Source organism: Marinobacter gudaonensis, assembly GCF_900115175.1.
Taxonomy (GTDB): domain Bacteria; phylum Pseudomonadota; class Gammaproteobacteria; order Pseudomonadales; family Oleiphilaceae; genus Marinobacter; species Marinobacter gudaonensis.
Window position 1 is genome coordinate 1,369,254 of sequence record NZ_FOYV01000001.1, and the last position, 21,997, is coordinate 1,391,250.

General features: G+C 58.9%; 27 protein-coding genes. 12 read left to right on the forward strand and 15 right to left on the reverse strand.

The window, feature by feature from the left end:
* The first annotated feature begins 25 nt into the window (after positions 1-25).
* Positions 26-652 (forward strand): class I SAM-dependent methyltransferase, encoded by a 627-nt coding sequence (locus tag BM344_RS06240; RefSeq protein WP_091987279.1) that lies wholly within the window; start codon positions 26-28, stop codon positions 650-652.
* Positions 653-676: 24 nt separating this feature from the next.
* Complete coding sequence (locus BM344_RS06245; protein WP_091987281.1) at positions 677-1,507, forward strand: hypothetical protein; 831 nt, start codon at positions 677-679, stop codon at positions 1,505-1,507.
* A 17-nt stretch (positions 1,508-1,524) separates the two neighbouring features.
* Here the strand turns inward: BM344_RS06245 and BM344_RS06250 are convergent, their stop codons facing one another.
* Positions 1,525-1,932, reverse strand: a complete 408-nt coding sequence (locus BM344_RS06250) for a DUF2784 domain-containing protein (RefSeq protein ID WP_091987284.1) — start codon at positions 1,930-1,932, stop codon at positions 1,525-1,527.
* Positions 1,933-2,014: 82 nt separating this feature from the next.
* Here BM344_RS06250 and BM344_RS06255 point away from each other — a divergent pair, with 82 nt between their 5' ends.
* Positions 2,015-2,752: a maleate cis-trans isomerase family protein gene (locus BM344_RS06255; RefSeq protein WP_091987287.1), complete on the forward strand. Its 738-nt coding sequence runs from the start codon at positions 2,015-2,017 to the stop codon at positions 2,750-2,752.
* Positions 2,753-2,758: 6 nt separating this feature from the next.
* Here BM344_RS06255 and BM344_RS06260 read toward each other — a convergent pair whose 3' ends face one another.
* On the reverse strand, positions 2,759-4,048 hold the full coding sequence (locus tag BM344_RS06260) for an MFS transporter (protein ID WP_091987289.1): 1,290 nt from the start codon (positions 4,046-4,048) through the stop codon (positions 2,759-2,761).
* Between the two features lie 83 nt (positions 4,049-4,131).
* A complete protein-coding gene (locus BM344_RS06265; RefSeq protein WP_091987291.1) occupies positions 4,132-4,776 on the reverse strand; it encodes a DsbA family oxidoreductase in 645 nt (214 codons plus the stop codon).
* Positions 4,777-4,883: 107 nt separating this feature from the next.
* Here BM344_RS06265 and tenA point away from each other — a divergent pair, with 107 nt between their 5' ends.
* Positions 4,884-5,552: a thiaminase II gene (gene tenA, locus BM344_RS06270; RefSeq protein WP_091987294.1), complete on the forward strand. Its 669-nt coding sequence runs from the start codon at positions 4,884-4,886 to the stop codon at positions 5,550-5,552.
* 17 nt (positions 5,553-5,569) lie between these two features.
* On the opposite strand, the gene mtgA is transcribed toward tenA, so the two are convergent.
* Positions 5,570-6,262, reverse strand: coding sequence for a monofunctional biosynthetic peptidoglycan transglycosylase (gene mtgA / locus BM344_RS06275; protein WP_091987297.1), 693 nt, complete (start codon positions 6,260-6,262; stop codon positions 5,570-5,572).
* Between the two features lie 124 nt (positions 6,263-6,386).
* Here mtgA and BM344_RS06280 point away from each other — a divergent pair, with 124 nt between their 5' ends.
* The gene (locus BM344_RS06280; protein ID WP_091990848.1) at positions 6,387-6,779 is read left to right on the forward strand and encodes an MAPEG family protein; all 393 of its coding nucleotides are present in this window, start codon (positions 6,387-6,389) and stop codon (positions 6,777-6,779) included.
* 349 nt (positions 6,780-7,128) lie between these two features.
* Here BM344_RS06280 and BM344_RS06290 read toward each other — a convergent pair whose 3' ends face one another.
* Both BM344_RS06290 and BM344_RS06295 read right to left on the reverse strand, forming a co-directional pair.
* Positions 7,129-7,848, reverse strand: a complete 720-nt coding sequence (locus BM344_RS06290) for a DnaJ domain-containing protein (protein WP_091987302.1) — start codon at positions 7,846-7,848, stop codon at positions 7,129-7,131.
* 46 nt (positions 7,849-7,894) lie between these two features.
* The gene (locus tag BM344_RS06295; RefSeq protein WP_091987304.1) at positions 7,895-8,590 is read right to left on the reverse strand and encodes a hypothetical protein; all 696 of its coding nucleotides are present in this window, start codon (positions 8,588-8,590) and stop codon (positions 7,895-7,897) included.
* Between the two features lie 192 nt (positions 8,591-8,782).
* Here BM344_RS06295 and BM344_RS06300 point away from each other — a divergent pair, with 192 nt between their 5' ends.
* Positions 8,783-9,931 (forward strand): cell adhesion protein, encoded by a 1,149-nt coding sequence (locus tag BM344_RS06300; protein ID WP_091987307.1) that lies wholly within the window; start codon positions 8,783-8,785, stop codon positions 9,929-9,931.
* 63 nt (positions 9,932-9,994) lie between these two features.
* Here the strand turns inward: BM344_RS06300 and BM344_RS06305 are convergent, their stop codons facing one another.
* Positions 9,995-11,920 carry a CocE/NonD family hydrolase gene (locus BM344_RS06305; RefSeq protein ID WP_167363219.1) on the reverse strand — a complete coding sequence of 642 codons (1,926 nt, stop codon included), beginning with the start codon at positions 11,918-11,920 and terminating at the stop codon, positions 9,995-9,997.
* Between the two features lie 116 nt (positions 11,921-12,036).
* Between BM344_RS06305 and BM344_RS06310 the strand changes: the two genes are divergently transcribed.
* Positions 12,037-12,906 (forward strand): hypothetical protein, encoded by an 870-nt coding sequence (locus BM344_RS06310; RefSeq protein WP_139229628.1) that lies wholly within the window; start codon positions 12,037-12,039, stop codon positions 12,904-12,906.
* 30 nt (positions 12,907-12,936) lie between these two features.
* Here the strand turns inward: BM344_RS06310 and BM344_RS06315 are convergent, their stop codons facing one another.
* The 3 genes from BM344_RS06315 to BM344_RS06325 form a co-directional block, all read right to left on the reverse strand.
* Complete coding sequence (locus BM344_RS06315; RefSeq protein WP_091987313.1) at positions 12,937-13,365, reverse strand: organic hydroperoxide resistance protein; 429 nt, start codon at positions 13,363-13,365, stop codon at positions 12,937-12,939.
* An 87-nt stretch (positions 13,366-13,452) separates the two neighbouring features.
* Positions 13,453-13,962, reverse strand: coding sequence for a MarR family winged helix-turn-helix transcriptional regulator (locus BM344_RS06320; RefSeq protein ID WP_091987314.1), 510 nt, complete (start codon positions 13,960-13,962; stop codon positions 13,453-13,455).
* Positions 13,963-14,058: 96 nt separating this feature from the next.
* Positions 14,059-14,514 carry a GatB/YqeY domain-containing protein gene (locus BM344_RS06325; RefSeq protein WP_091987316.1) on the reverse strand — a complete coding sequence of 152 codons (456 nt, stop codon included), beginning with the start codon at positions 14,512-14,514 and terminating at the stop codon, positions 14,059-14,061.
* 188 nt (positions 14,515-14,702) lie between these two features.
* Here BM344_RS06325 and BM344_RS06330 point away from each other — a divergent pair, with 188 nt between their 5' ends.
* The gene (locus tag BM344_RS06330) at positions 14,703-15,371 is read left to right on the forward strand and encodes a glutathione S-transferase family protein (protein WP_091987318.1); all 669 of its coding nucleotides are present in this window, start codon (positions 14,703-14,705) and stop codon (positions 15,369-15,371) included.
* A 77-nt stretch (positions 15,372-15,448) separates the two neighbouring features.
* On the opposite strand, the gene BM344_RS06335 is transcribed toward BM344_RS06330, so the two are convergent.
* The gene (locus tag BM344_RS06335; protein ID WP_091987320.1) at positions 15,449-15,826 is read right to left on the reverse strand and encodes a nuclear transport factor 2 family protein; all 378 of its coding nucleotides are present in this window, start codon (positions 15,824-15,826) and stop codon (positions 15,449-15,451) included.
* Positions 15,827-15,933: 107 nt separating this feature from the next.
* Here BM344_RS06335 and BM344_RS06340 point away from each other — a divergent pair, with 107 nt between their 5' ends.
* Positions 15,934-16,137, forward strand: a complete 204-nt coding sequence (locus tag BM344_RS06340) for a hypothetical protein (protein WP_091987323.1) — start codon at positions 15,934-15,936, stop codon at positions 16,135-16,137.
* 26 nt (positions 16,138-16,163) lie between these two features.
* Here BM344_RS06340 and BM344_RS06345 read toward each other — a convergent pair whose 3' ends face one another.
* Complete coding sequence (locus BM344_RS06345; RefSeq protein ID WP_091987325.1) at positions 16,164-16,454, reverse strand: type VI secretion system PAAR protein; 291 nt, start codon at positions 16,452-16,454, stop codon at positions 16,164-16,166.
* A 171-nt stretch (positions 16,455-16,625) separates the two neighbouring features.
* Between BM344_RS06345 and BM344_RS06350 the strand changes: the two genes are divergently transcribed.
* Positions 16,626-16,829, forward strand: a complete 204-nt coding sequence (locus BM344_RS06350; RefSeq protein WP_091987328.1) for a DUF3185 family protein — start codon at positions 16,626-16,628, stop codon at positions 16,827-16,829.
* Positions 16,830-16,838: 9 nt separating this feature from the next.
* Positions 16,839-17,840 (forward strand): MBL fold metallo-hydrolase, encoded by a 1,002-nt coding sequence (locus tag BM344_RS06355; RefSeq protein WP_091987330.1) that lies wholly within the window; start codon positions 16,839-16,841, stop codon positions 17,838-17,840.
* Here BM344_RS06355 and BM344_RS06360 read toward each other — a convergent pair.
* From BM344_RS06360 to BM344_RS06370, 3 genes are all read right to left on the reverse strand, one after another.
* Positions 17,835-18,728, reverse strand: a complete 894-nt coding sequence (locus BM344_RS06360) for a DUF4124 domain-containing protein (RefSeq protein ID WP_091990850.1) — start codon at positions 18,726-18,728, stop codon at positions 17,835-17,837. The two genes, BM344_RS06355 and BM344_RS06360, sit on opposite strands and share 6 nt — an antisense overlap.
* A gap of 256 nt (positions 18,729-18,984) precedes the next feature.
* Positions 18,985-19,710 (reverse strand): NirD/YgiW/YdeI family stress tolerance protein, encoded by a 726-nt coding sequence (locus BM344_RS06365; protein ID WP_167363220.1) that lies wholly within the window; start codon positions 19,708-19,710, stop codon positions 18,985-18,987.
* 225 nt (positions 19,711-19,935) lie between these two features.
* Positions 19,936-20,925, reverse strand: coding sequence for an aldo/keto reductase (locus BM344_RS06370; RefSeq protein WP_091987335.1), 990 nt, complete (start codon positions 20,923-20,925; stop codon positions 19,936-19,938).
* A gap of 242 nt (positions 20,926-21,167) precedes the next feature.
* On the opposite strand from BM344_RS06370, the gene BM344_RS06375 reads away from it, so the two are divergent.
* Positions 21,168-21,977: a substrate-binding periplasmic protein gene (locus BM344_RS06375; protein ID WP_091987338.1), complete on the forward strand. Its 810-nt coding sequence runs from the start codon at positions 21,168-21,170 to the stop codon at positions 21,975-21,977.
* Positions 21,978-21,997 lie beyond the last annotated feature (20 nt).

The window sequence follows — 21,997 nt, forward strand, 5'->3', positions numbered from 1 at the left end:
CCGAATCATACAAAGAGTGGATGCCATGGACCCGTCTGTCAGCTTCTGGAACCGGAGTGCCGCGCGATACGCTCGGCGCCCGATCGCCGATCAGGACGCCTACCAGAGGAAGATTGCGCTGACTCAGGAATACTTCCGCCCGGATATGGATGTACTGGAATTCGGTTGCGGTACCGGTTCGACCGCGCTGATCCACGCACCGCGCGTCAAAAGCTACCTTGCAACCGATGCCTCACTGCAAATGATCGACATCGCCAGGGAACGGGTTGCCAAACAACCGACCAACAACCTGCAACTGGCGGTGGCAACGCTTGAGGACCTGAGCGGCCGGCAACTCGAGTTCGATGCCGTTCTGGGGCTGAACGTTCTACATCTACTCACCAATCCGGAAAACACCGTCCTCCAGGTCCACAGCCTTCTGAAACCAGGAGGCGTTTTCATCAGTAACACCGCCTGCCTGCAGGACACCTGCTCCGTTCTCAAACCGGTCGCCCACGCTGCCCGAATGCTTCGCCTGGCGCCCTATGTGAACTTTCTGTCCCGCCGGGACCTGGACGCCTTTCTAGAGCGCGCCGGATTCAGGATCGAGTATCGCTGGACGCCCGAGACCTCCAAAAGCGTCTACTTCCTTATTGCCACCAAACCCGCGTAATAACCAGCCAAAAGAGAAAAATCCATGAAAAAAGCTATGCTTCTGATGGCCGCTCTGGCGCTTTCCGCCTGTGGCGGCGGCTCCAACAGCCAACAACCCACCAAGCCAAGCGAACCTACGAAGCCGTCAGGCCCGGTGGAACCCACGGATCCAGGGACAGAGCTGAATGGCGCTCGTGGCGTCTACCAGGGACTGATGGACACAGGGGAGAGTGTGACCGCCATGGTTCAAAGTGATGGCGAGTTCTATATCCTGGTCCAATCGCTGGAAAATGAAGGTCCAAAAGACGATTTGTCGGCGGTGATTTTCGGCACGGCTAGCGTCGATGAAGGTACCTTTACCTCGGATGATGCGGTGCTCAGGAACCTGGACGGCGGCCAGGGGCAACCGCGCAGTGTGTCAGCATCCTACGTTGCTGATGAATACCTGACCGGCACCATCACAGACGACGCCACCGGTGAAGCGGTGGGATTCACTGCCACCTCCCGGATCTCCGGTAAAGTCCGGCCCGACCTGGAGCAACTCTCGGGCGACTATTACGGCGGCTTTTTCAAAGGGATATTGGACGCTGCTGCAGAATCCGAGTACACGTACATCAGCATCGGGAACGACAATTCGTTCGTGGGCACCAGAAGCGTTATAGCGAACTGCGGTTTTACCGGCACCCTCGCTACACGAACTGACGACCCTCTGTTCAACGTTACCATCGACTTCCCGAATGAAGGCTGCTTCCTGGGAAATGAAGTACTGGCGGGAATCGCATACCACGATGAAGAACAGAATCAGATTTTCCTCGCGGTGCCCAACGCGGATAAATCCGGCGGCTTCTTCCTCTCCGGCGTGCGAGCCTACTGAGCACTACCCTCGCCTTACTAATCTTGACGCCCCGGCCTGACCACAAACCAGCTGGCCAGCACCAGGGCCCCGAAAACGGTGTAGGCAAGGATAAACACCCAGTCCGGCGCGCTGTAATACAGAATGGATTGCAGCCAGTGCTGGATGAACGAGCCCTCGTAGCCGGCCTGGCCGGCCTGGCCGGCCTTTGCCCGCAGCGCCATTTCCCAGGAGGTAAGCGGGCAGATCACCCCGAGCCAGGATTGCAGAACAACCACGCCAATCACCAGGAGGTGCGCCAACCGGAACCAGACGTTGCGCACCCAGTGCCACCCTAGAAAATAACCCACGAACGTGGCTACCAGACCGAGAATGACAAACGCGACCAGCAAGGTGTGAAGTACCAGCAGGGCATCGGCAAAAATCAGGAACCACTGGTTATCCATCGGCGGTCTCCAGAGACTGCATTGCCCCCAGTTTTTGTCTATTGTGGGGACAGGTCAACCCATGTCAGCGAGGGCGCGAACGATGAACCGCACGGCACCTCCCGCCAGACTCGGCTTTCTCTATCCCGGCCACGCGGCCGAGGACGACTATCCGCTGATGGCCAACATGATAGAGCCGCCCGCCGAGATTAACCTCGTTCATACGCAGTTTGTTGAAGACGCCCATACCGTCGAGGCGCTGAGCGAGATGGGCAGCGTCTGTCGCCTGGCTGAAGGCGCGGCGGCCTTGGCAGGCTCCGGGATTGAATCGGTGATGTGGACGTCCACCAGCGCCAGTTTCGTGCTCGGCCTTGAAGGCATTCGACAGCAGATCGATACCCTGGAGAAAACCCTGGGCGTGCCGGCATCGACCACGGCCATGGCCTTCGCCCGGGCTACCAAGTCGCTTGACGCCACCCGGGTGGCCATTGCCACCACCTACCCGGAGGACGTTGCCCAGCGATTCCGGGATTTTCTGCGGCACTTCGATATTGAGGTGGAGCACATGGCAAGCCGGGGTATTGTAACCGCGGCCGAGGTCGGTCACCTGGGGAAGGCCGACGTGATCGACTTTGCGGTAGCCAATACCAGGGCGGAGGCCGAGGCACTGCTGATTCCGGATACTGCCCTGCATTCGGCCGCCTGGCTTGAAGATCTCGAGCGTGCGTGCGGAATGCCGGTGTTGACGGCCAATCAGGTCAGTTTCTGGGAAGCCCTGCGCTTCTGCGGCAAGCTCACGCCACAAGCCAGGATGGGGCGACTGTTTGAATCCATCCCCTGAACGTGCTTAATCCGGGGTCTTCTCTTCCGTTGCTGGCACCTTGAGCATCAGCACAAAGCCGATCAGCAGGAACACCAGAATGGTGCTCATGCCCCAGCGCTGGCTGTCGGTCATTGCGGTCACCCAACCCACCAGCAAGGGACCGGCAAACGCCGTGGCCTTGCCGGAGAAGGCAAACAGGCCGAACATCTGGGTTTGCAGATGCGGTGGCGCCACGCGCGCCAGATGGGAACGACTGGCCGATTGCAGCGGACCCACGAAAATACCCAGGATCATGCCCCACACCCAGAAGGCGGTTGAGCTCTCTACCACGAGAATGGCCAGGGCACTGCTGCCGAGGCCAACCAGCGCTAGCAGGATGGTGTTGCGTCCACCCAGGGCGTCATCAATCCAAGCGAAGCCCAGGGCCCCGAGGCCCGCCGTAACGTTCAGGGCAATGGCGAACTGCAGCACCTCGGTCGGGCTCATGTTGAAGGTGCCGGCCGCGTAGACGCCACCAAAAGTAAAAATGGTCGCCAACCCGTCGGTGTACAGCATTCGGGCAATCAGGAATCGCACAATATCGCGGTACTGGCGTACGTGGGCGATGGACTCTTTGAGCTGGGCAAAACCGGCACGAGTGGCAGCCGCCAGGCCCAGTCCCGTTTTCGGGCGGTCCGGTATGAACAGGAAGGCGGGCAGTGAGAACACCAGGTACCAGATGGCCACCAGCACAAAGGTGGCACGAACGTGTTCCGCGGTGTCACGATCCAGCCCAAAAAGCGCGGTATCGGCTTCTATAAAGCCGTACAGGGCAATCACCAGGCTGGCGATCCCGCCCACGTAGCCTAGTCCCCAGGCCCAACCGGACCAGCGCCCGGTGCGCTCCGGCCTGGCCAGATCCGGCAGCATGGCGTTGTAGAAGATAAACGCGAACTCGGCGCCCAGGGTGCCAAGCCCCACCCAGAATGCGGCCTTCCAGAACTGGTTGGTCTCCGGCATTACCGTCCAGAGCATGGCCGAGGACAGCACACACAGCAGTGTAAAACTGATCAGCCAGGGCTTGCGGCGCCCGGACTGATCGGCAATGGCCCCGAGAATCGGCGCCAGAATGGCGATGAACACGCCGGAGATACCAACAATATTGCCCCAGGCGTTGGTGCCTGCCACCTCGTCCTGTACCACCGACGTGCTGAAGTACTGGGCAAACACGAACGTGAGGATGATCGTGAAGAAGGCGCTGTTGGCCCAGTCATACACTGCCCAGGACCAGAGCGCGCGCTTGTTTTCCGGGGCTGTGTGGCTGTGCGGTGGCATGTTCGACTCGGCTCCTTATCAATGCGGGGGCGTCCGTGCAGTGATTGTCACCGTTATGCCGCCAAATGCCCAGCCAAACGCGATTACGAGTTGGTGACAATTTCCTCAAACGCCTGCACCAGCGTCTCGGGCTCCTGGGCTCCGGAAATCAGATATTTCCCGTTTACGATGAACGCGGGCACCGCCGAGACACCAGCCTGCTGATAGGTGGCTTCGTCCTTGCGGACCACATCGGCGTATTCATCACCCCGGAGAATCTCGCCAGCCCGGTCCGTATCCAGGCCAACTTGTTCGACACAGCGCAGCAGCACCGAGTGCTCAGACACGTCCTCCGCCCGGCCGAAATACGCCTCGAACAGCGCCTGTTTCATTTCCGTTGCCCGGCCCTGCTCGTCAGCCCATTTCACCAGCCGATGGGCGTCGAAGGTATTGCAGGTAAATCGCTGCTGCATTTGCTCAAAGTTCAGGCCCAGATCCCGGGCGATGGTCATCATCTGATCCTGGTTGGCCCGCATGTCCTCCTCGCTGCGGCCATACTTCCGGGCCAGTGCCGGGAGAATGGGTTCACCCTGGCCTTCATGGTCCGGGTTCAATTCGAAGGCATGCCAGGCGACCGAAAACGCGTACTTGTCCGCCACTTTCGCCATGGCCTGCTCCAGTCGGGCGTAGCCAATGGCACACCAGGGGCAGGCGATGTCGGAAACGATGTCAATCTGAATTCTGTTCATGGGACTCCATAAAACGTTTAAAGGGGAAATGGTGGCATGGCCTCACCCGCCAGATTACGTATACTCCACGGACGCCGACCAGAAAAAGCCGGAGACATAGTTCAATCATGCCTTACCAGTTCGACGACCTCAAAGAACGCTGCCGGGACGAATGGCAGGCTTATATCCAACACCGCTTTGTTACTCAATTGGGTGACGGATCGCTGGCTTCTGAGTCCTTTCAACACTATTTGAAGCAGGACTACCTGTTTTTGATTCAGTTCGCCCGCGCCTTTGCACTGGCCGCCTACAAAAGCCCGACCCTTGCGGATCTGCGACAAGCAAAGGACGGGCTGCAGGCGATCGTGGATGTGGAGCTTGGGCTTCACATCGATTACTGCAAAGCCTGGGGTATTTCAGAGCAGGAACTGGCCGAGTTGCCTGAAGCCCGGGCGACGCTGGCCTACACCCGATACGTTCTGGACACCGGCAACCGCGGGGATCTGCTCGATCTTCACGTGGCCCTGTCACCCTGCATGGTCGGTTACGGGGAAATTGCCAACTGGCTGAACGACCGACCAGAAACGGCTCGCGGCGACCGCAACCCGTACGATGCGTGGATCAGCATGTACGAGAGCGACGAGTTCCAGGACGCCATGAAGGCGGAGATCCGCTGGCTTGACAAGCGCCTGGCGGAGATTTCACCGGCCAGGTTCGAGCAACTGGCACGCATTTTTAGTGACGCGACCAGGCTGGAAATCGATTTCTGGGAGATGGGACTGACACTGAGCAACTGATCAAGCTCATGACGGCTCTAAATTTCTCGGAGATAACCTCGCCCCAGTTGCGCCATCTGCCCGAGGATCCAGTCAACTCGGTCCCGCACGTAAGATGAGGGCGAGCGGACGCTGAGCACTTTGGGGTTGGGCAGGACTGCCGCCAAGCTTGCTGCCTCGTAAGCGGAGAGACTGCGAGCGGACTTGCCGAAGTACGCATGACTGGCCGCCTCCACGCCATAAACCCCGGGGCCGAACTCGGCGATATTCAAGTACACCTCCAGCACCCTCGCTTTCGGCCATAGAACATCAATGGCCAGCGCGAGCACTGCCTCAAGACCCTTTCGGGCAAAACTTCGACCATTCCAGAGAAAAAGATTCTTCGCGGTTTGCTGGGTGATCGTACTGGCGCCGCGAAGCCCCTCGCCGGCCCGATACTCGGAGACTGCCTGGCGAATGGCTCGAAAATCGACGCCCCAATGCTCCGGAAAACGCTGATCCTCACTCGCGACGACGGCCAAAGGCATCCAGGGCGAGATCTCCGACAGCGGCACCCACTGTTGGGCGATGGGGCTTCCATCCCCTTGCATCTGATAAGCCACCATAAATGCCGACGTGGGAGGGTCGAAGAACCGGAGCAGCAAAATGATGGAGAAACACAAGGCCGCAATACCGGCAAAGGTGATAGACAACCAACGCACCAGAGTGACGCCAATTGACGCTTTGGCCATGGATTTGCTCCCGCAATTTGATTTCAGTCCGGCCTTTGGTCTTCAGGATACTACCAAGGGAGCAACATCCAATGAAGCAGCCGCTGCCGTATACTTGGCAAACCCATCCCAAGGCCAATGCGTCATGACAACCGAACTTCTATACCTGACACTGACCACTTTGCTTACGGCGGTTCTTTGGATTCCCTATATCATCAACCGCATTGTCGTGAGGGGGCCCAAAGAAGCCATGGGCTATCCGGACAACCCGGCGCCTCAGTCGCCCTGGGCGCAAAGGTTAATGAAGGCGCACCAGAACGCAGTCGAGAACCTCGTCGTCTTCGCATCACTCGTTTTGATCACCCAGTCTCTGGGCGTGAGTACGGAGGCAACAGCGACCGCGAGCGTGGTGTACTTCTGGATGCGAATGGCTCACGCTGTCGCTTTCACATTCAAAATCCCATTCCTCCGGACCATCTCGTTCCTCATCAGTTTTGGCGCCCAGATGGTGTTCGTCTGGACTCTACTGAGCTTATGAGTCGAATAGGCACGTTAGCGAGGCGACATGCAATGACATCCCAGGTAAAAACACGAGTCTTGTTACAGTCCAAGCGTCTGAGCATTTACCTGGTGCATTACCCAGAGGGTCACAGGGTTGTGCCCCACATCGACATGGTAGCCCACGGGCGGCTTTACAAACTGAATCTGGTCTTGAAGCAGCCGAGGTCCGGAGGCCAGTTCATTTGCGAAAGGAATATCTTTAACCTAATCGGCAGAGCCTACCTCTTTCGCCCCGACCTGTACCAGCATCAGGTTTCACGCATCGAGAAAGGCAATCGCTGGCTACTGAGTTTTGCACTTACCACGCCCTGACAACCGGCCGGGAGCTACCCCAACAGGCACTCCTTCGCCTCGTTGATGCGGGCCGCCAGGTAGTTACTGCCGCCATGGTCAGGGTGCACCTTTTGCATCATCCGCCGATGGGCCTTGATGATCTCATCCCGGCTGGCGCCCGGCTCTAACCCCAAAATATCCAGAGCCTCGCTCTCGGTAAGCGGCCCGCCGGCGCTACCGGCCCGGCCCGATTCCTGGTCCTCAGTCTGGTCATCGGCGCGCCATGAATCGCCAAATCGACGATCCAGATACGTCTCCAGTAAACGGGCGGAATCTTCGTCATTGGCCCGGCAATATCGGAGCAGTTCAAGAAATTCCTGTTCGCTCAGGTTGTCCAGCTCCCGACCTTCCATTGGCCCCTTGATAACACGGCCACTCATGGTGCCGCTGTCATGATCCAGGCTCATTTCCAGAATCTCACCCGACACCCGGGACTGGTTGCCGGCACTCGCCCTTGTACCTCCACCGGCGGTATTGCCAGACATCAGACCGCCCAGCAGCGAGGGCAGCAGGCGCCTCAACAGTGGGTAAAGGAAAGCAAGAAAAGCAAACAGAAAATGCAGTCGACCCGTCACCGCAAGTACCAGAAGAATGAGAGTGCCAACCAGGAGGGCCAGTTTGAGGATTGCCTGGGGACGCTGAGCGGGCGGCTGGTTTCTCAGCCAGACAAAGGCCACAACGGCGGCAACAATGACGATGAACGTTAACGGCACCAATACACTCCGGGCCCGCCGGCCCAACTGAAACGGTTCAACTCGATTAGCGAATCTGCTGCGTCAGGCGTTTCACTTCCGCAGAACTGCGACTGGAAAAGTCCTGAAGGGCTTTCGCTCCCCCGGAGGCATAGACCGCAACTGCTGCCATAAGATCCTTCAGAACCTGGGGACTGTTGCGATCAAAAGGCGCATAGGCGCCACCGGAGAGTTTGCTCACCTGCTGGAACACAGCCTTGGCATGGGCATCGTGCCCCTCGTGGAACATAAACACTGGCGTTCGAAGCAGACCGAGCTCACCGGCACAATGACAAAGCTCGTCCACCGGTTCTTCGCAGCAGTCGCCGATAAACACCACTGCTTTCACTGGCCTGGCCCGGGTTTCGCGGACAGCATGGGCCAGAACCCGGCCGATCTGGGTACGCCCACCCAGGCAGGAAACGCCATTCATCAGATTTAACAACTGGCCGGTTTCGGTCACAAATGTCGTCGCCTTGAATTCGCCGAACCCCCGGTAGTAAGCCAACTGGATAGCCAGACCGCCAAGGTCCCGGGTGGCCATGAACAGCTCGCTTTGCAAATGGCAGGCCTGATCCCAGGTCGCCTCGCGACTCGCCGTGGCATCCAATGCAAAAATCAGCCGGCCCTGCCCGCCGCCCTGTTTTGGCAGGGTGCGGACCTCATTGATGAACTGGTCGATGGCTTGCTTATCGGACCGGGTTCGAACCTGCTTATCTGACATGACACTGCCCCACGAAAACGCAGCCTTGCTCAAAGGTTAGGGTAAGCCCGGCTACCAATACAAACCGACAAATTTCCAATGTTTTCAAGCTCTAAAAATGGCTGACCGTTCACTTTTACCACTCGAAAGGTCTGTTATGTTGGCCTTCGGGCTGCTCGCCCGATCACACAACAACAAAACAGGTTTGCAACTATGCTCAGGACATATCGATCCCTGTTGTCAGCGCTTCTGGCAGCACTACTGCTCATGCCGTTATCGGCCCATGCAGTCGAGGATACCCTTGATTATGGTCTCTACTGGTTCGATGGCAATAACCAGTCGGTTAAAGCCGTAGAGGCCGATGGCACTGTCAATAACGTTCCCCGCCGCTTTTACGACCCGTCCAAACCCACCATAGTTCACTTCCATGGCTGGCAACCCGGCTCCGCGACGCGCGGCGATGGCTATGATCGGGAGGATTTTCGCTTCGTATGGGGTAACGAAGATGTGATTACCTCAACGGCCTGGAAGAACAAGGGCTGGAACATCGCCTATTTCTACTGGGACCAGTTCGCCGATGAATCCGAGGTCAAGGATGCCGAGGCCAAGATGTGGAGCGCGAACGGACCCCGCGGCATGCGCTATCGCCTGAGCGATGGCAGCTACAGCACTCAGTATTCGCCGAACAAATCGGTTGGACAGATTGCCTTTGAACAGGTAACCGCGGCCCTGGCAGGCAACACCTCCTACTACGTTCGCTTCTCCGGGCACTCCCTGGGTAACCAGCTGGCAACTATCGTGGCGATGAAAATCAGCGATGCGATCTATGCCGGTACCGCCGGAACCAACGTGATGGTGGATCGTCTGGAACTGCTTGACCCTTTCTGGTCCCAGGATGGCAAGGGCTATCTGGGTGATGCCAATGGTGACGGCGCCAATGACTGGGTTGGAGAGCGCACGCGCTGGATGATTCAGGAACTGATCCAACGCCACAACACCCCGGTCACCTGGTACAAGTCCTCCGGCATCCAGGATGTCTGGATCGGTGACAAGAATACCGAGCTTGAGGGTATGGTTACCTTCATCCATAACCGTTTCTGGTACCTGGCGTCCGCCGATTACCTGAACAAGCACAACCACGTGGTGCCCTGGTACTTCCGCTCCATGGCGTCTGCTGCGCCGGAGGAAGTCACCATTAACTGGTGGGGAGGCAGAACGCTCACCGGGCAGAACGCCGCCAGCGCATCCACCGATGACGGCAGAATCAACGCCATGATGGGCGATCAGTACCATTGGGATCAGGTCGAAGGCCGTTACACCGCCGACCCGGTGGACGACCAGTTTGAACGGAAAAACTACTGAGTGAGCCATCGGCGGGCGCCAGAACCGGGCGCCCGCCACATCAACCTCGTCAATCGTCCGGTGTCAGAGCATCGGATCAAGGCTTCCTTCCAGAATCGGCAACTGCACGGCACCCGCCAGGTTCACGAAAGGTACCAGCGCATCCCGGGACCAGCTTGCCGGGTACTGCGGGTGGAAACCGTAAACCAGCAGCGCCACTTCATCACCGGGGGCCAGTGCCTCGGCAATCCCGACCAGCTCCACCGTGGCATCGGTCTTCAGGCCGCGCACAGGTTTGATCTGATCGTCAATCAGCTGCCAGCGACTCTCGCCCTCACCCCGTTTGCCGAGGCCGATGAAGACTATGGGGTCGCAGCCGGGCGCAAAGGGATCAAGCTCTGCTTCGCACGAAGACCGGCCCGCAAGATCGGACACCGTCACCATGGCCGTGGGAATGCCACCCAGCGTGGCACCGCCCTCGCCTGCCCGCCCCAGAACCAGGGCGGTCGGTGGCTGTGTTGCGGTAGCGGCCGCTTCATAGCCGGAGGCAACCGGTGTTGCGGTAGCAAAGGTGCGCTCAACGGCAAACTCACCTTGCAGAAGCCCGCCGTCTGACGCCGGGGCCGGGAACGCGTCCATGGGCACGCGCACGGCCTTGCCATCTTCGAGGGAAAGACACACCTCGGAATCGGTACCTTCGAAAGAAGACGCGAGCGGCCGCCCCATCAGGTGATGTTCCAGCCAGTTCAGGGTGGCGTCAGAAATGGAGAGCTCTCCGCAGGCAAATTGTCCGCCTGCGGCCTGGAACCCCGGGAGCTCCAGCAAATCGGCGGTGGGATCGACATACTCGCCGGGCTGCGCTTCCTCGGGCGGCTCCACTGGAAGAATGTGGCCGGTTTCGTGGGTCAGCAAACGAACATCGCCGCCGCTTGCGCGCAGGCATTCGAAATTGCGCCAGGCCTCGTTGAAGTTGAACAGGGTGTCGCGCATGCCCTGGGTCAGCAGTACATCGATCTTTCTGAAAGGCGCCGGAGGAACATCGTAGGCCGGCGGATTGATCTGGTAACTCAGCAGCTCCGGATTCTCCGGGATCGATACCGGGTCGCCCGAGCAGCGGTAGGCCGGGCTGTGATAGTAAAAGAAATCCAGGCCAGTTTCGGGGAACCGGTTCATCGTGGCGCCCTGGGCCAGGGTTTCACGAATGATCGGGTCCAGGCCATCGTTGCCCTGGCCGGTCGACCCATTCTCGCCGCCCACCACGAGGAACAGATCCCAGCCGGTCTTGATCACGTTACCGGGGTTGAGACTGTAACGAAGATCATGCCAGGTGATGTCCGGCACCAACGCATCCAGCCGCTGACGCGGGTCCAGGCCCTGAAGCAAGAGCTGGTAACCACCACCGTAACTGCCACCGATGGCACCTGCCACCAGGTTCGGATTCAGCTCAGCGGACAGGTCTGGTTCGTTCCGGTAGCGCAGATAGTCGAGATTGGCCTCGGCCCAGTCCAGAATCTGGATAAGATCCTCACCCTCGAATTCCGGATCCATCACCCGAACGGTGCCGGAGCTCTCACCAAAGCCTCGCTGGTCAATGGAAATCACCACAAAGCCGGCGTCCCGATAATTCTGGAAACCCTCGGTGGTCCGGGAACCGCCAAAGCCGTGGCCATGCAGCACCAGCGGGTGGCCTTGCCGGCAATCGAGAGTGCCGGACGGCTCCAGAACCTGGAAGGTAATGGTTTCTCCGCTGGCCGAAGGCAGCGACACCGGATAACTCGCACCTCCTTCTACAGGCGTTTCGCCGTTGCAGGATACCGGCGGCGGAGTCACACACTGGGGTCTCGCGCCATTACCGGGATTGTCGCAGGCCTGGCCCGGGGCCTCAGCCGAGGCTTCAACACCCGGCGATGCGTCCTCGGCGGAGCCGCCACCGCAGCCCATTAAAACCAGGGAAAGTACCAGGCACGTCGACAGGGCGAACCCTGCGTTATGGGATTTAGTTTCAGGCATTGTTATTGTCCTTGTTATGTTTGGGATAACTCGACAACAAGCAACGGAAGCGACGCTCGAAATGTTCCGCCTGAGCCGGAATAAGGCCTGAAAGGACAATTCAGGGAGGCAGCCCTGTGATTCACAAACCATGCGCCAGCGCCCACAGGCAGTACCCGCCGGGCTTACTGATGTTTCGATGCCTGCTGCTGGCAGGACTCGGCCTGTGTACACCGGTGCAGGCAGCTACCTCCACCGAATTGTTCTATCAGCAGTGGCAGCCCTATAACTGGCCAGGGCAAGCCCCCGCCGCAAAGGAAGTGACCCGCTCCCAGCGCGGCATCCGCTGGCAAACAGACACCGCGAGTGGCGCCACCACCGTGCAATACGATTACCAGCCCCTGCGCATTCGCACCGGCCAACCGGCACACAATGGCCACCTGCACCGAGTCACCGTCGGCGGCTCTTGGCAACAGGGGCCCTATCGAGTACAGGGGCGAGCTGGCCTGGCCGGCACTTCCAATATGTTCAAGGAGCAGGATTTCCACAGGAAGGTGGCCAACGGCCGACTGGCGCTGTTTCGGGCAATCAGCGATGACGCCAGATTGAGCCTGGGTGTCGGTGGTGATCATCGGTTTGGCTCTTTCCGCTGGCTTCCGCGAGTGCGGTGGGCGCATGCCAATGATCAGGGCCACTGGCTACTGGATCTGCCTGTTCTTGCGCAGTGGAAAAGTCCTGACAGGCTCTGGACGGTGAGCCTTCGAAGAGTGGGTGATCGCTGGGCGACCCTGGATCGGGCGCGCGAGGTGGAAAGCGCTCTGTATCTGAGGGACTGGCAGGCGGAAGTACGCTATCGGGTTCTCGCGGGAGCCGACGCATGGCCCGATCTGGTACTGGGCCTTGGCGCCAGTGTGGACACCCGTGTCCGGTACCGGGACCTGGACACGGGAACCCGCGACCTACACCTGGGCGAGACCCTGCTGGGCAGTATCACGCTCCACTGGTAGGTTTCCGTTAGATGAGGGCCTGATCAGACCTCAGGCAACCCGCTTGAGGGTCACATCGATGTTGCCACGGGTGGCGTTGGAATAGGGGCAAACCTTGTGGGCTTCATCGATCAGCTTCTTTGCCTCAGCGTCGTCCATGCCTGGCAGGCTGATGCGCAGCTCCACTTCAATTCCGAAACCGGCAGGAATCTGGCCGATGCCCACAACGCCTTCGATGGACGCATCTTCAGGCATTTTCAGCTTGTCGCGACCGGCCACAAACTTCATGGCGCCGATGAAGCACGCGGAGTAGCCGGCGGCGAACAACTGCTCGGGGTTGGTGCCCTTGCCGCCAGCGCCACCGAGTTCTTTCGGCGTGGTCAACTCGACATCGAGGATGCCGTCTGAGGAAATGGCACGGCCATCCCGGCCACCGGTTGCTTCTGCGGATGCGCGATACAGTACTTGCTCAATAGACATAACACGTTCCTCTCTTACTTGCTTGCTCACTTGCTCAGGCCTGCGTGGCCTGGCGTGGGTTTGCTTGCTTCTCTGGAGAACGCCTTCTCAGGCGCTCTCCTCCAGTTGATTTTCCAGCTTGCTGTGCAGGCGGTTGCGCAGGGCAAGGAGCTGGTTCTTGAGATCCTCCAGTTCCGCCAGTGAACAGCCCGCTGCGGTCGCTACCTGCTCCGGGATCTGGCCCGCCTCTGCTTTCAGGGCACGGCCCTCTTCGGTCAGGCGAACGATCACCTGTCGCTCATCCTCGGGAGAGCGCTGGCGCATCAGCAATCCGCGCGCTTCCAGCCGCTTGATCAGTGGCGTGAGGGTGCCGTAGTCCAGATAGAGTCGTTCCTTCAAGCCGGAAACCCGGATGCCGTCACGCTCCCACAGCACCAGCATGACCAGATACTGGGGATAGGTCAGGTCAAGCTTCGACAACATCGGCTTGTAGAGCTTGGTCATCGCCAGAGACGCCGAATAAAGTGCAAAACACATCTGCCGATCGAGTGTCAGCAGGTCGCCTGCCGGCGCCACAAACTGCCTGGCTTTCGGATCTCGGGTTTCAGAATTCGGCATATCAATCGCTCACGATTACCTTGTGCACGATTTAAATTAGCGCAATGCATGAGGATATGCAACCCCGGCGGACTCAGCCACCGGGACAACTCACCATCACCCGGCCAGAGCGTCGCGCACCTTCTTGCTCAGATGGCCCATGTCAACGCGCCCAAGCACCTGGGGTTTGAGCTCGTTCATCACCTTCCCCATGTCCTGCATGCCCTGAGCGTCGGTGGCGCTGATAGCCAGCCGAATCAGGCCATCCAGATCATCCTCGCTGAGCGCGGCGGGCATGAATTCCTCGATGATGACCATTTCCGCACGCTCCTTGTCGCCCAGCTCCTCGCGGCCGGCAGCGTCATACTGGCTGGCCGCATCGCGACGCTGCTTGAGCATCTTGTCCAGCACCTTCAGAACGTCCTCGTCATCCAGCTCGCGGCGCTCATCGATCTCGATCTGCTTGACCGCCGACTGGGCCATCCGCAGGGTCACAAGGCGCGTCTTGTCCTTGTTCCGCATCGCTTCCTTCACTGCATTGTTCAACTTTTCCTTAAGGGTTGGTGCCGTCATGGTTTTCCTCCTGTTCATGGGCTTGCATGGGGTTTATGGGGGCAAAAGTGGAAGAATGCAAAGGGGCTTCCTTTTACCGAACAGCCTGGCCTGTACAATGCGGCCTTTCTTGCGGCCCGGAGTGAACCAAAAGCCGTTTTTCGGACTACCTTCCACACCACCCGAACCAAATGCACAGGGAGTTGCCCATGATTACTGTCCACCACCTGAACAATTCACGCTCGCAGCGTATCCTCTGGATGCTCGAAGAGTTGGGCGTACCCTATGAAATCCAGCGCTACGAGCGCGATCCCAAAACCATGCTGGCACCAGCAAGCCTGAAAAAGGTCCACCCGCTCGGCAAATCCCCGGTGATCACCGATGGCGACCTGGTGGTGGCTGAATCCGGCGCCATCATTGAGTACCTGGCACACACCTACGGCAAGGACACCATGCTGCCCGAGGCCGGTGGCCAGGCATGGCTGGATTACACCTATTGGCTGCACTACGCCGAAGGCTCACTGATGCCGCCCCTGGTGATGCGCCTGGTGTTCGAGAAGGTCAAGACCAGCCCCATGCCATTCTTTGTCAAGCCAATTGCCAAGGGCATTTCAGACAAGACCAACGAAATCTTCATCGGACCGATGATCAAGACCCACCTGGATTTCGTGGAAAACCACCTGGCTGATAACACCTGGTTCCTGGGGGATAACCTCAGTGCAGCGGATATCCAGATGAGTTTTCCGCTGGAGGCCTCCATGGCCCGGGGCATCGTTGGCAAGGGACGTCCACACATCACCGACTGGGTCCGGAGGATCCACGCCAGACCTGCCTATCAGAGGGCACTTGAGAAAGGTGGGGATTACGACTTCGCCTGAAGTAAAGCCACACAAATAGCCAGTGCGCGGGCTGGAGACAGCTCCGGGCACTGGCAGCACTGCATCTGAGGGTTGAATCAGTTTGCCGGTGGCAGACTCCCACCCAGCATGTTCTCTACAACCGCCGCATTGTAGAAGGTTTCCATCACCTGAATCCGGCCCTCCCGGACCCGAAACCAGATGGCCAAACGAACATCCCCGATCGGCTCGAAATAGGTGCGGTAATCGAGGATCGCAAACACATGCTCGCCATCGGCGCTGAGCTGACGCAGAACCAGGTCCTTCTGGATGGCGAACATGCCGAACTGGTACCCCAGCATGTCCTCCCGGCTCAGGAAACGCATGTTCGGGCCGACATACTCAAAGCCCTCATCCGCGAGCAGGTCCTTGGCTTCATCCAGACGCTGCGCACGGATATTCTCGATAAACTGAGCCACAATGTCCTTGGGCGTCATTGGCATTCTCCCTGATCAGGAGCGGGTGCTCTCGCACGCCAGCCGCTCCTTGCTTGCGGGGTGTTACGACCGAACCATACGATCCATGCTAGCCGAGGAGGTCACCCATGGAAACTGCCAACATTATCCTGGCGCTGATTTTCGGGTGCATCGGCCTGGCCTATTTCATGTACGGTCGGCGCCAGAAGCACATGGTGGCCCGTTACTGTGGCATTGGCATGGCCCTCTATCCCTACCTGGCCGGCAGTCCCTGGGAAATGCTGACCGTCGGGTTGGTACTGATGCTGGTGCCGAGGTTTGTGGAGGTTTGACGGCCAGATGGAAACCCGGCCAATGATCAGTCGCCAATCACCACGCTGCCGCTGCCAATCGTGACGCCACCGCACGAGATGGCCCCTCCGGTCACTGCGGCGGGAATTCCGTTGATCAGCACCGTGCCGGAGCCTGCGGCAATGCTGCGTGGGTGGGGCGGATGCTTGGGTTTGGAGTGCGGGGCGAGAGGATCGCCAACACGGGCAACGGGCTTGCCATCAATCAGAACATCGGGTGAACCGGCTATCACCGGGGTTGGCGGAAAGCCTTCGTGATCGGACCCCAGATCACCTAACAGCACAACGCTCTTACTCATCGTCCTACTCCTTCATTCCTTGAAGAATCGTTCCTTTGGACGGGTGTCTCCCGTCCGCGTCTTGCAGCCCCATGTTAAACAAACCGCCTGTTATTTACGAGGTTAATCGCCGATACTGTGCGGCAAAAGTCCATCCAGACGCGTTGCAAAATCCGCAAAAAGGAGATGTACATGGCAAGCTCGAAGTTGGTCGGTATCGTGTTATTGGTGGTCGGAATCGGGTTGCTCTATTTCGGCTACCAGTCAACGCAGTCGATCGGGAATCAGTTGACCGAAACCGTCACCGGCCGATTTACCGACGAAACCATGTGGTACCTGATCGGTGGCGCTGCCGCGGCCGCAGCAGGCGCTTTTCTGACGTTCTTCAGGAAATAATCCCACTCCATGCCCGTAGACCGTCATCGCCTTGCTGACCTCTCCTCGCAAGCGCGGAGCCACGGGGGCCGATACCGGAACCTGGAGCCGGTGCCACGCCATGGATTAGGCGACTTCCTGCGCTGGCAGTTGGCGCCTGGCCGCCGGTTTCCGAAGGGTAAACGCTACACGCTGTTACGACCAGACGGGTATTTGCTGATGAATCCGCCGGCCCGGCCTCAGTTGGTCTGGCTCGGGCATGCTTCCTTCCTTTTCCAGTATCGCGGCCTGAACCTGCTTACCGATCCGGTGTTGTCAGACCGGGCCAGCCCATTCCAGTTGGTGGGTCCGAAGCGGTACACGCCGCCAGCCCTGACAGTGGCCGACATGCCCGATATTGATCTGGTGCTGATCTCCCACAACCACTACGACCACCTGGACGAACCCACGGTGCGTCAGCTCTATCGCCGCTTCGGCGACCGCCTGTGCTTCTGCATTCCCTCGGGTCTGCGGGGCTGGTTCGAGAAACGGGGAATCCAGAACCTGATGGAACTGGGCTGGTGGCAATCGCAAGTTCTGGCTGATAACCAGGAAATCTTCTGTCTTCCGGCCCAGCATTTCAGCGGCCGAACCCCGACCGACACCAACAGCTCGCTCTGGTGCAGCTGGCTTCTGGACATTGAAGGTTTCCGGTTGTTTTTCGCTGGTGATACCGGCTACGGCCGGCTTTTCCGGACAGTCGGCGAGCTGTTCTCGCCGATCGACCTCGCCCTGCTTCCGATCGGCGCCTACGACCCGCGCTGGTTTATGGCACCAGTACACGTGGCGCCGGAAGAGGCCGTCAGCATTCACCAGGATATCGGCGCACGCCAGTCGGTGGCCATGCACTGGGGAACCTTCGTGCTCACGGATGAGCCCATGGACGAACCTCCACGCCGGCTCAGGGCGGCCCTGGAGCGACAGGGCCTGAATGAATCAGAGTTCCGGGTAATGCAGCATGGGGAAGTCTGGTCGCCGCCTCTCACGCTATAGGCGAACAATCCCCTCGCCCTGATCATGCAGCCAGCGCCGCCAGTCCAGGCCCAGCATGGTGACGCCGCCGAGGTAATTATCGTCCACCAGGTAATAGGACAGGGTACGATCCCCCCGGTTGAAGTTGTGCATCAGCCGCTCCACGAAATTGCGGCGGGTGGGTTTGGAGAGCAGGAAATACACAAACTGGCCCGACTGGGCCCTAAGGCTGCTGCGGCCCGAAAAATCGGCGTGGCGCCACTGGTTGCTGGGCAGCTTCAAAAACTTGTCGATATCCGTCAATACACCCTGATCCCGAGCCTGCGCAACCACCCAGCGGTTTTCTTCGTGGCGCTCGAAATACAATCCCGAAGCGTCACGCTCTATGGTTTCCATCTGCTCGGCCAAGCCCTCGTTTAACCAGGCCGGGGCGTAAGGAACGATGGTATCGAGCACCGCATGACTGACTTCATGTTTGATGGTCTGGAAGGTCAGTTCCCGGCTTTCCCGCAGATAAACTACGATCTGGTGTTCAGACGGTATGTAAAGGCCATAGGAAGCCACCGCCATACCCTGGCTCCGGCGGGTGAGGTAAGTCCGGTACGCCTTACTGTCCCTGAGAATCAGAATATTGACCGGCACCGTGCGATTCATGTCGAAGGACAGCACCCGATCAAAGAACTCGTAGACGTTGTTCACCCCTGCCACAACCTGCTGGCGTTCGTCGTCGCTCAGGTCTGCCCCGGGTGACCGGACATCAATCTCAAACGGGGACCAGTCGGAAGCCACCGGCTTTACTTGCACTTCCTCCTGCTCGAGGCGATGGTCCTGCCGGTCGCTGAAATGGACCTGACCGTTCTCATCCACCCACTTGTAGATCTTGGCGGAACCGGGCCCGGCAAGAACCATGAGCATTCCAAAAACAACGGCGGTGTGTGCGAACGTCCCTGACCCACTGATCACTGCAATCTCCTGCTATCCCTTTTGTGATAACGCTACCAGGCCTGCGGTTGAACCTGAAAGAGTTCAGTGCCTGCATCATAGCCTGAATAAGGGCGTTCTACTCCGTTGTTCCTGAGGCAGGTCATCGTTGAATGACGAGAACAGAAGATATACAGAAAGGAAGGATTGAGGCCAGTGAGAACTGGCCTCAGGCCAGTTCCTTTTACAGAACCGGTTTGGGGAGCGTGACCGGAGCACCAGGGTCGATGGGTGTATCGCCGCCGACACGGTCTTCACCCAAGGGCGAAGTGGCGCGAATGATGATGGAATCGGCCACGATCTTGCGAAGCTCGAACAGGCTGCTGCGGGCCTTGCCAGTGACGGTAACATAATCACCGGTCTTGAGAGTCAGGTTTCTCAGCCCGGGCCGATCGAGTGGATCAAATTCAAGCGTGGAGGTATCAACGGTCAGCTCACGCTCTCCGGTATCAATCGTGAACACCGGGCCATCTATGCTTTCAACGTGGCCACTGATAGAAAACTCCCCAGTCTTGATCGGATCGTGGGGCGAAAGGTCCATGCTGGTCATGGCCTCTTCATCACCCGAGCTGCCATAAAACTCAATGCCGAGGTTCTCAACATAAACGCTTTTGGCCTCGATTTTTGCGCTGTCGTAGGTGTCATTATCGACACGGCCACGAACTTTCACCTTGTCGCCTTGCCGGAGGTCCGGCGGGTATTGGGTCGGGCTCCAGTTGTCGAGCTCAACACGAACGGTGCCACCACCGTAATCCAGTACGAAGCTGTCGGGCGCTTCGGCCTCTGCAACCTCACCGCTGAGCGTAATCCAGGAACCGTCCGGCGCCTGCGCCGCGGCATTCGCAGCCATCGCCGGCATTGAGAAAAACATCATCAAGGCAAAGGAACTTGCGAGAATGCGTGTAATCATCGCGGATTCTCCTTGTCGTTTCCCGGTGACTTGGGACGTTTGTAAAAAACGCCTATAGACATACCTGTTGATGATTCCCCGTAATTCAACGCCTCGGTCGCCGGCACTGTCGGTTTGGCCTTTCATAACAAATCAGGACATGTCCACTAAAAAGCCCCTGCCCGAACTCACCCGTGGGCGAGCCGGAGCAGGGGCCAGATTTATTGGCAGAGGGCAGTCGGTGCTTTACCGGGTCGGCGGCGCCATGAATTCGGGACCTACCGGGTCTTTAATGCACCGGGCCAGAATGTCATCAATGGCCGCCATCGCCTCTTGATCCAGCGACCAGCCTTCGATGTCACTCACCGGGTCGAGCTGTTCCGGCTTTCTCGCGCCCCAGAGCGCAGTGGTCACGCCGGGCTGATCCACCAGCCAGCGCAGGGCCAGCGCCAGAACGTTCTTTTGGTAACGCTCCCTGGCGAAGGCATCCAGCTCGGCTACGGCCTTCAGATATTGCTGGTAGCGATCGCCCTTGAACTTGGGATCGTGCTTGCGCAGGTCGTCGCCGGTGAACTGGGTGTCCTCGCGCATCTTGCCGGTCAGCAGACCGCGGCAGAGTCCGCCGTAAGTGATGGTGGCAATGCCATGCTCACGGCAGTAGGGCAGGATGTCCTGCTCGATCTCGCGCTCGAAGAGGTTATAGGGTGGCTGCAGGCTGTGCAGTGGAACAGTTTTCTGTAACTCGTCCATCTGCGCGGGTGTGAAGTTACTTACGCCAATGGCACGAATCTTCCCGGCCTTGTAGAGCTTCTCAAGTGCCCTCGCCGTCTCCTCCATAGGCGTCTTGGCATCCGGCCAGTGTACCTGGTAGATGTCGATATGGTCGGTCTGGAGGCGTTTCAGGGAGTCTTCCACCTCGCGCTCAATGCGGGCCGCAGTGGCGTCCCTCCAGACCTTTTTGTGCTCGTCGTCCCAGTTGAGTGCCACTTTGGTAGCCAGAGCCACCTGATCCCGACGGCCGCCGGCAAGGGCCTTGCCTACGATTTCCTCGGAACGACCGAAGCCGTATACCGGTGCGGTGTCGATCAGACCAATGCCCTTGTCGATGGCCCGATGAATTGTATCGATGGACTGGGCTTCGTCGGTTCCGCCCCACATCCAGCCGCCAATGGCCCAGGTGCCGAGGCCAACCGGGGTTACCTGAATGTCGGTGTTGGCAAATGATCGCTTTTCCATGGTACCTCTCGTCGTTCTGAAAACCGCCCCAATGGGTGCGGAGTGATGAGTGGTTTACCTCACTGACATGCGAGGGCAATTGCCCGATTTCAACCCCGTTGGGCAGAACACTGGCCGCTATTTTCAGAGGCCCGGGCTTTCGTTTTGTTACAGAAATACTTTGTCAGGCCGGATATTCTTGAACCACTATAGCCAAGACCGTTGTGAGAGTTGGCCGGATGCCCCGGATACAGGATTGGTGAATGCTCTGGATTAACCGTTTTGGTGGAATGTTTCTGGTTGGAGTGCTGTTACTCAGTCCACTCTCCAGCGCTGCGGCGCGAGGCGAGTCGATCACCGTGCTGACCGAGCACTCGCCTCCAGGGGAATATATTGACGACCAAGGCCGCGTGACCGGACCAACCGCGGAACTCGTGCGCGAATTGTTGCAACGGGTTGGGCACACCGGGAAGATCTCGCTGCTCCCCTGGGCCCGGGGCTACATGTTGGCCCGCCGGGGGCCCGACGTCGCATTGTTTGAAACCACTCGCACGGAATTGCGGGAAAATCAGTTCAAATGGGTAGGCCCCATCAAGCGCATCACAGGTGGCCTCTTTGTGCGCACCGAGGATGATGTTTCCCTCACGAGCCTGGAGGATGCGCGCAACCTTGATGCCGTCTGCGTCTACCGCGGCAGCTCGGGCGGCCAGGCCCTGAACGCAATGGGTTTCACCAACCTGGAAGAACCGACCCACTCTGCCCAGTGCCTAGACATGCTCATGCATGGCCGGGTAGATGCCTGGATGACCAGCGATATCGCGCGCGTACCCCTATTTGCCGAAACGCCCTACTCCGAGAACGAAGTAAGGCTGGCCTACGCTACCTCCACGAAATACCTCTACATAGCGCTGTCACTGGACGTTCCGGATTCAACGGTCGCACTCTGGCAGGACACCCTGGACCAGATGAAACTGGATGGCACGCTTGCCAGATACTATCGCGGCACCTACCCCGATGACATGATCGAAGCGTTGAGTCAGCCGGGACATCCTGATCTTCCCTGGCTGGACTAGCATCCCCAGAGGTCACCCTA

Excerpts from the sequence above, each read along its gene's own strand:
- BM344_RS06370 (WP_091987335.1), bottom strand. The coding sequence starts at position 20,925 with ATGGAAAAGCGATCATTTGCCAACACCGACATTCAGGTAACCCCGGTT.
- BM344_RS06300 (WP_091987307.1), top strand. The coding sequence starts at position 8,783 with ATGCTCAGGACATATCGATCCCTGTTGTCAGCGCTTCTGGCAGCACTA.
- BM344_RS06320 (WP_091987314.1), bottom strand. The coding sequence starts at position 13,962 with ATGCCGAATTCTGAAACCCGAGATCCGAAAGCCAGGCAGTTTGTGGCG.
- BM344_RS06325 (WP_091987316.1), bottom strand. The coding sequence starts at position 14,514 with ATGACGGCACCAACCCTTAAGGAAAAGTTGAACAATGCAGTGAAGGAA.
- BM344_RS06305 (WP_167363219.1), bottom strand. The coding sequence starts at position 11,920 with ATGCCTGAAACTAAATCCCATAACGCAGGGTTCGCCCTGTCGACGTGC.
- BM344_RS06375 (WP_091987338.1), top strand. The coding sequence starts at position 21,168 with ATGCTCTGGATTAACCGTTTTGGTGGAATGTTTCTGGTTGGAGTGCTG.
- BM344_RS06330 (WP_091987318.1), top strand. The coding sequence starts at position 14,703 with ATGATTACTGTCCACCACCTGAACAATTCACGCTCGCAGCGTATCCTC.
- mtgA (WP_091987297.1), bottom strand. The coding sequence starts at position 6,262 with ATGGCCAAAGCGTCAATTGGCGTCACTCTGGTGCGTTGGTTGTCTATC.
- BM344_RS06350 (WP_091987328.1), top strand. The coding sequence starts at position 16,626 with ATGGCAAGCTCGAAGTTGGTCGGTATCGTGTTATTGGTGGTCGGAATC.
- BM344_RS06360 (WP_091990850.1), bottom strand. The coding sequence starts at position 18,728 with ATGGTTCTTGCCGGGCCCGGTTCCGCCAAGATCTACAAGTGGGTGGAT.
- BM344_RS06250 (WP_091987284.1), bottom strand. The coding sequence starts at position 1,932 with ATGGATAACCAGTGGTTCCTGATTTTTGCCGATGCCCTGCTGGTACTT.
- BM344_RS06315 (WP_091987313.1), bottom strand. The coding sequence starts at position 13,365 with ATGTCTATTGAGCAAGTACTGTATCGCGCATCCGCAGAAGCAACCGGT.
- BM344_RS06295 (WP_091987304.1), bottom strand. The coding sequence starts at position 8,590 with ATGTCAGATAAGCAGGTTCGAACCCGGTCCGATAAGCAAGCCATCGAC.
- BM344_RS06245 (WP_091987281.1), top strand. The coding sequence starts at position 677 with ATGAAAAAAGCTATGCTTCTGATGGCCGCTCTGGCGCTTTCCGCCTGT.
- BM344_RS06355 (WP_091987330.1), top strand. The coding sequence starts at position 16,839 with ATGCCCGTAGACCGTCATCGCCTTGCTGACCTCTCCTCGCAAGCGCGG.
- BM344_RS06280 (WP_091990848.1), top strand. The coding sequence starts at position 6,387 with ATGACAACCGAACTTCTATACCTGACACTGACCACTTTGCTTACGGCG.
- BM344_RS06335 (WP_091987320.1), bottom strand. The coding sequence starts at position 15,826 with ATGACGCCCAAGGACATTGTGGCTCAGTTTATCGAGAATATCCGTGCG.
- BM344_RS06340 (WP_091987323.1), top strand. The coding sequence starts at position 15,934 with ATGGAAACTGCCAACATTATCCTGGCGCTGATTTTCGGGTGCATCGGC.
- BM344_RS06255 (WP_091987287.1), top strand. The coding sequence starts at position 2,015 with ATGAACCGCACGGCACCTCCCGCCAGACTCGGCTTTCTCTATCCCGGC.
- BM344_RS06345 (WP_091987325.1), bottom strand. The coding sequence starts at position 16,454 with ATGAGTAAGAGCGTTGTGCTGTTAGGTGATCTGGGGTCCGATCACGAA.
- BM344_RS06265 (WP_091987291.1), bottom strand. The coding sequence starts at position 4,776 with ATGAACAGAATTCAGATTGACATCGTTTCCGACATCGCCTGCCCCTGG.
- BM344_RS06260 (WP_091987289.1), bottom strand. The coding sequence starts at position 4,048 with ATGCCACCGCACAGCCACACAGCCCCGGAAAACAAGCGCGCGCTCTGG.
- tenA (WP_091987294.1), top strand. The coding sequence starts at position 4,884 with ATGCCTTACCAGTTCGACGACCTCAAAGAACGCTGCCGGGACGAATGG.
- BM344_RS06240 (WP_091987279.1), top strand. The coding sequence starts at position 26 with ATGGACCCGTCTGTCAGCTTCTGGAACCGGAGTGCCGCGCGATACGCT.
- BM344_RS06365 (WP_167363220.1), bottom strand. The coding sequence starts at position 19,710 with ATGATTACACGCATTCTCGCAAGTTCCTTTGCCTTGATGATGTTTTTC.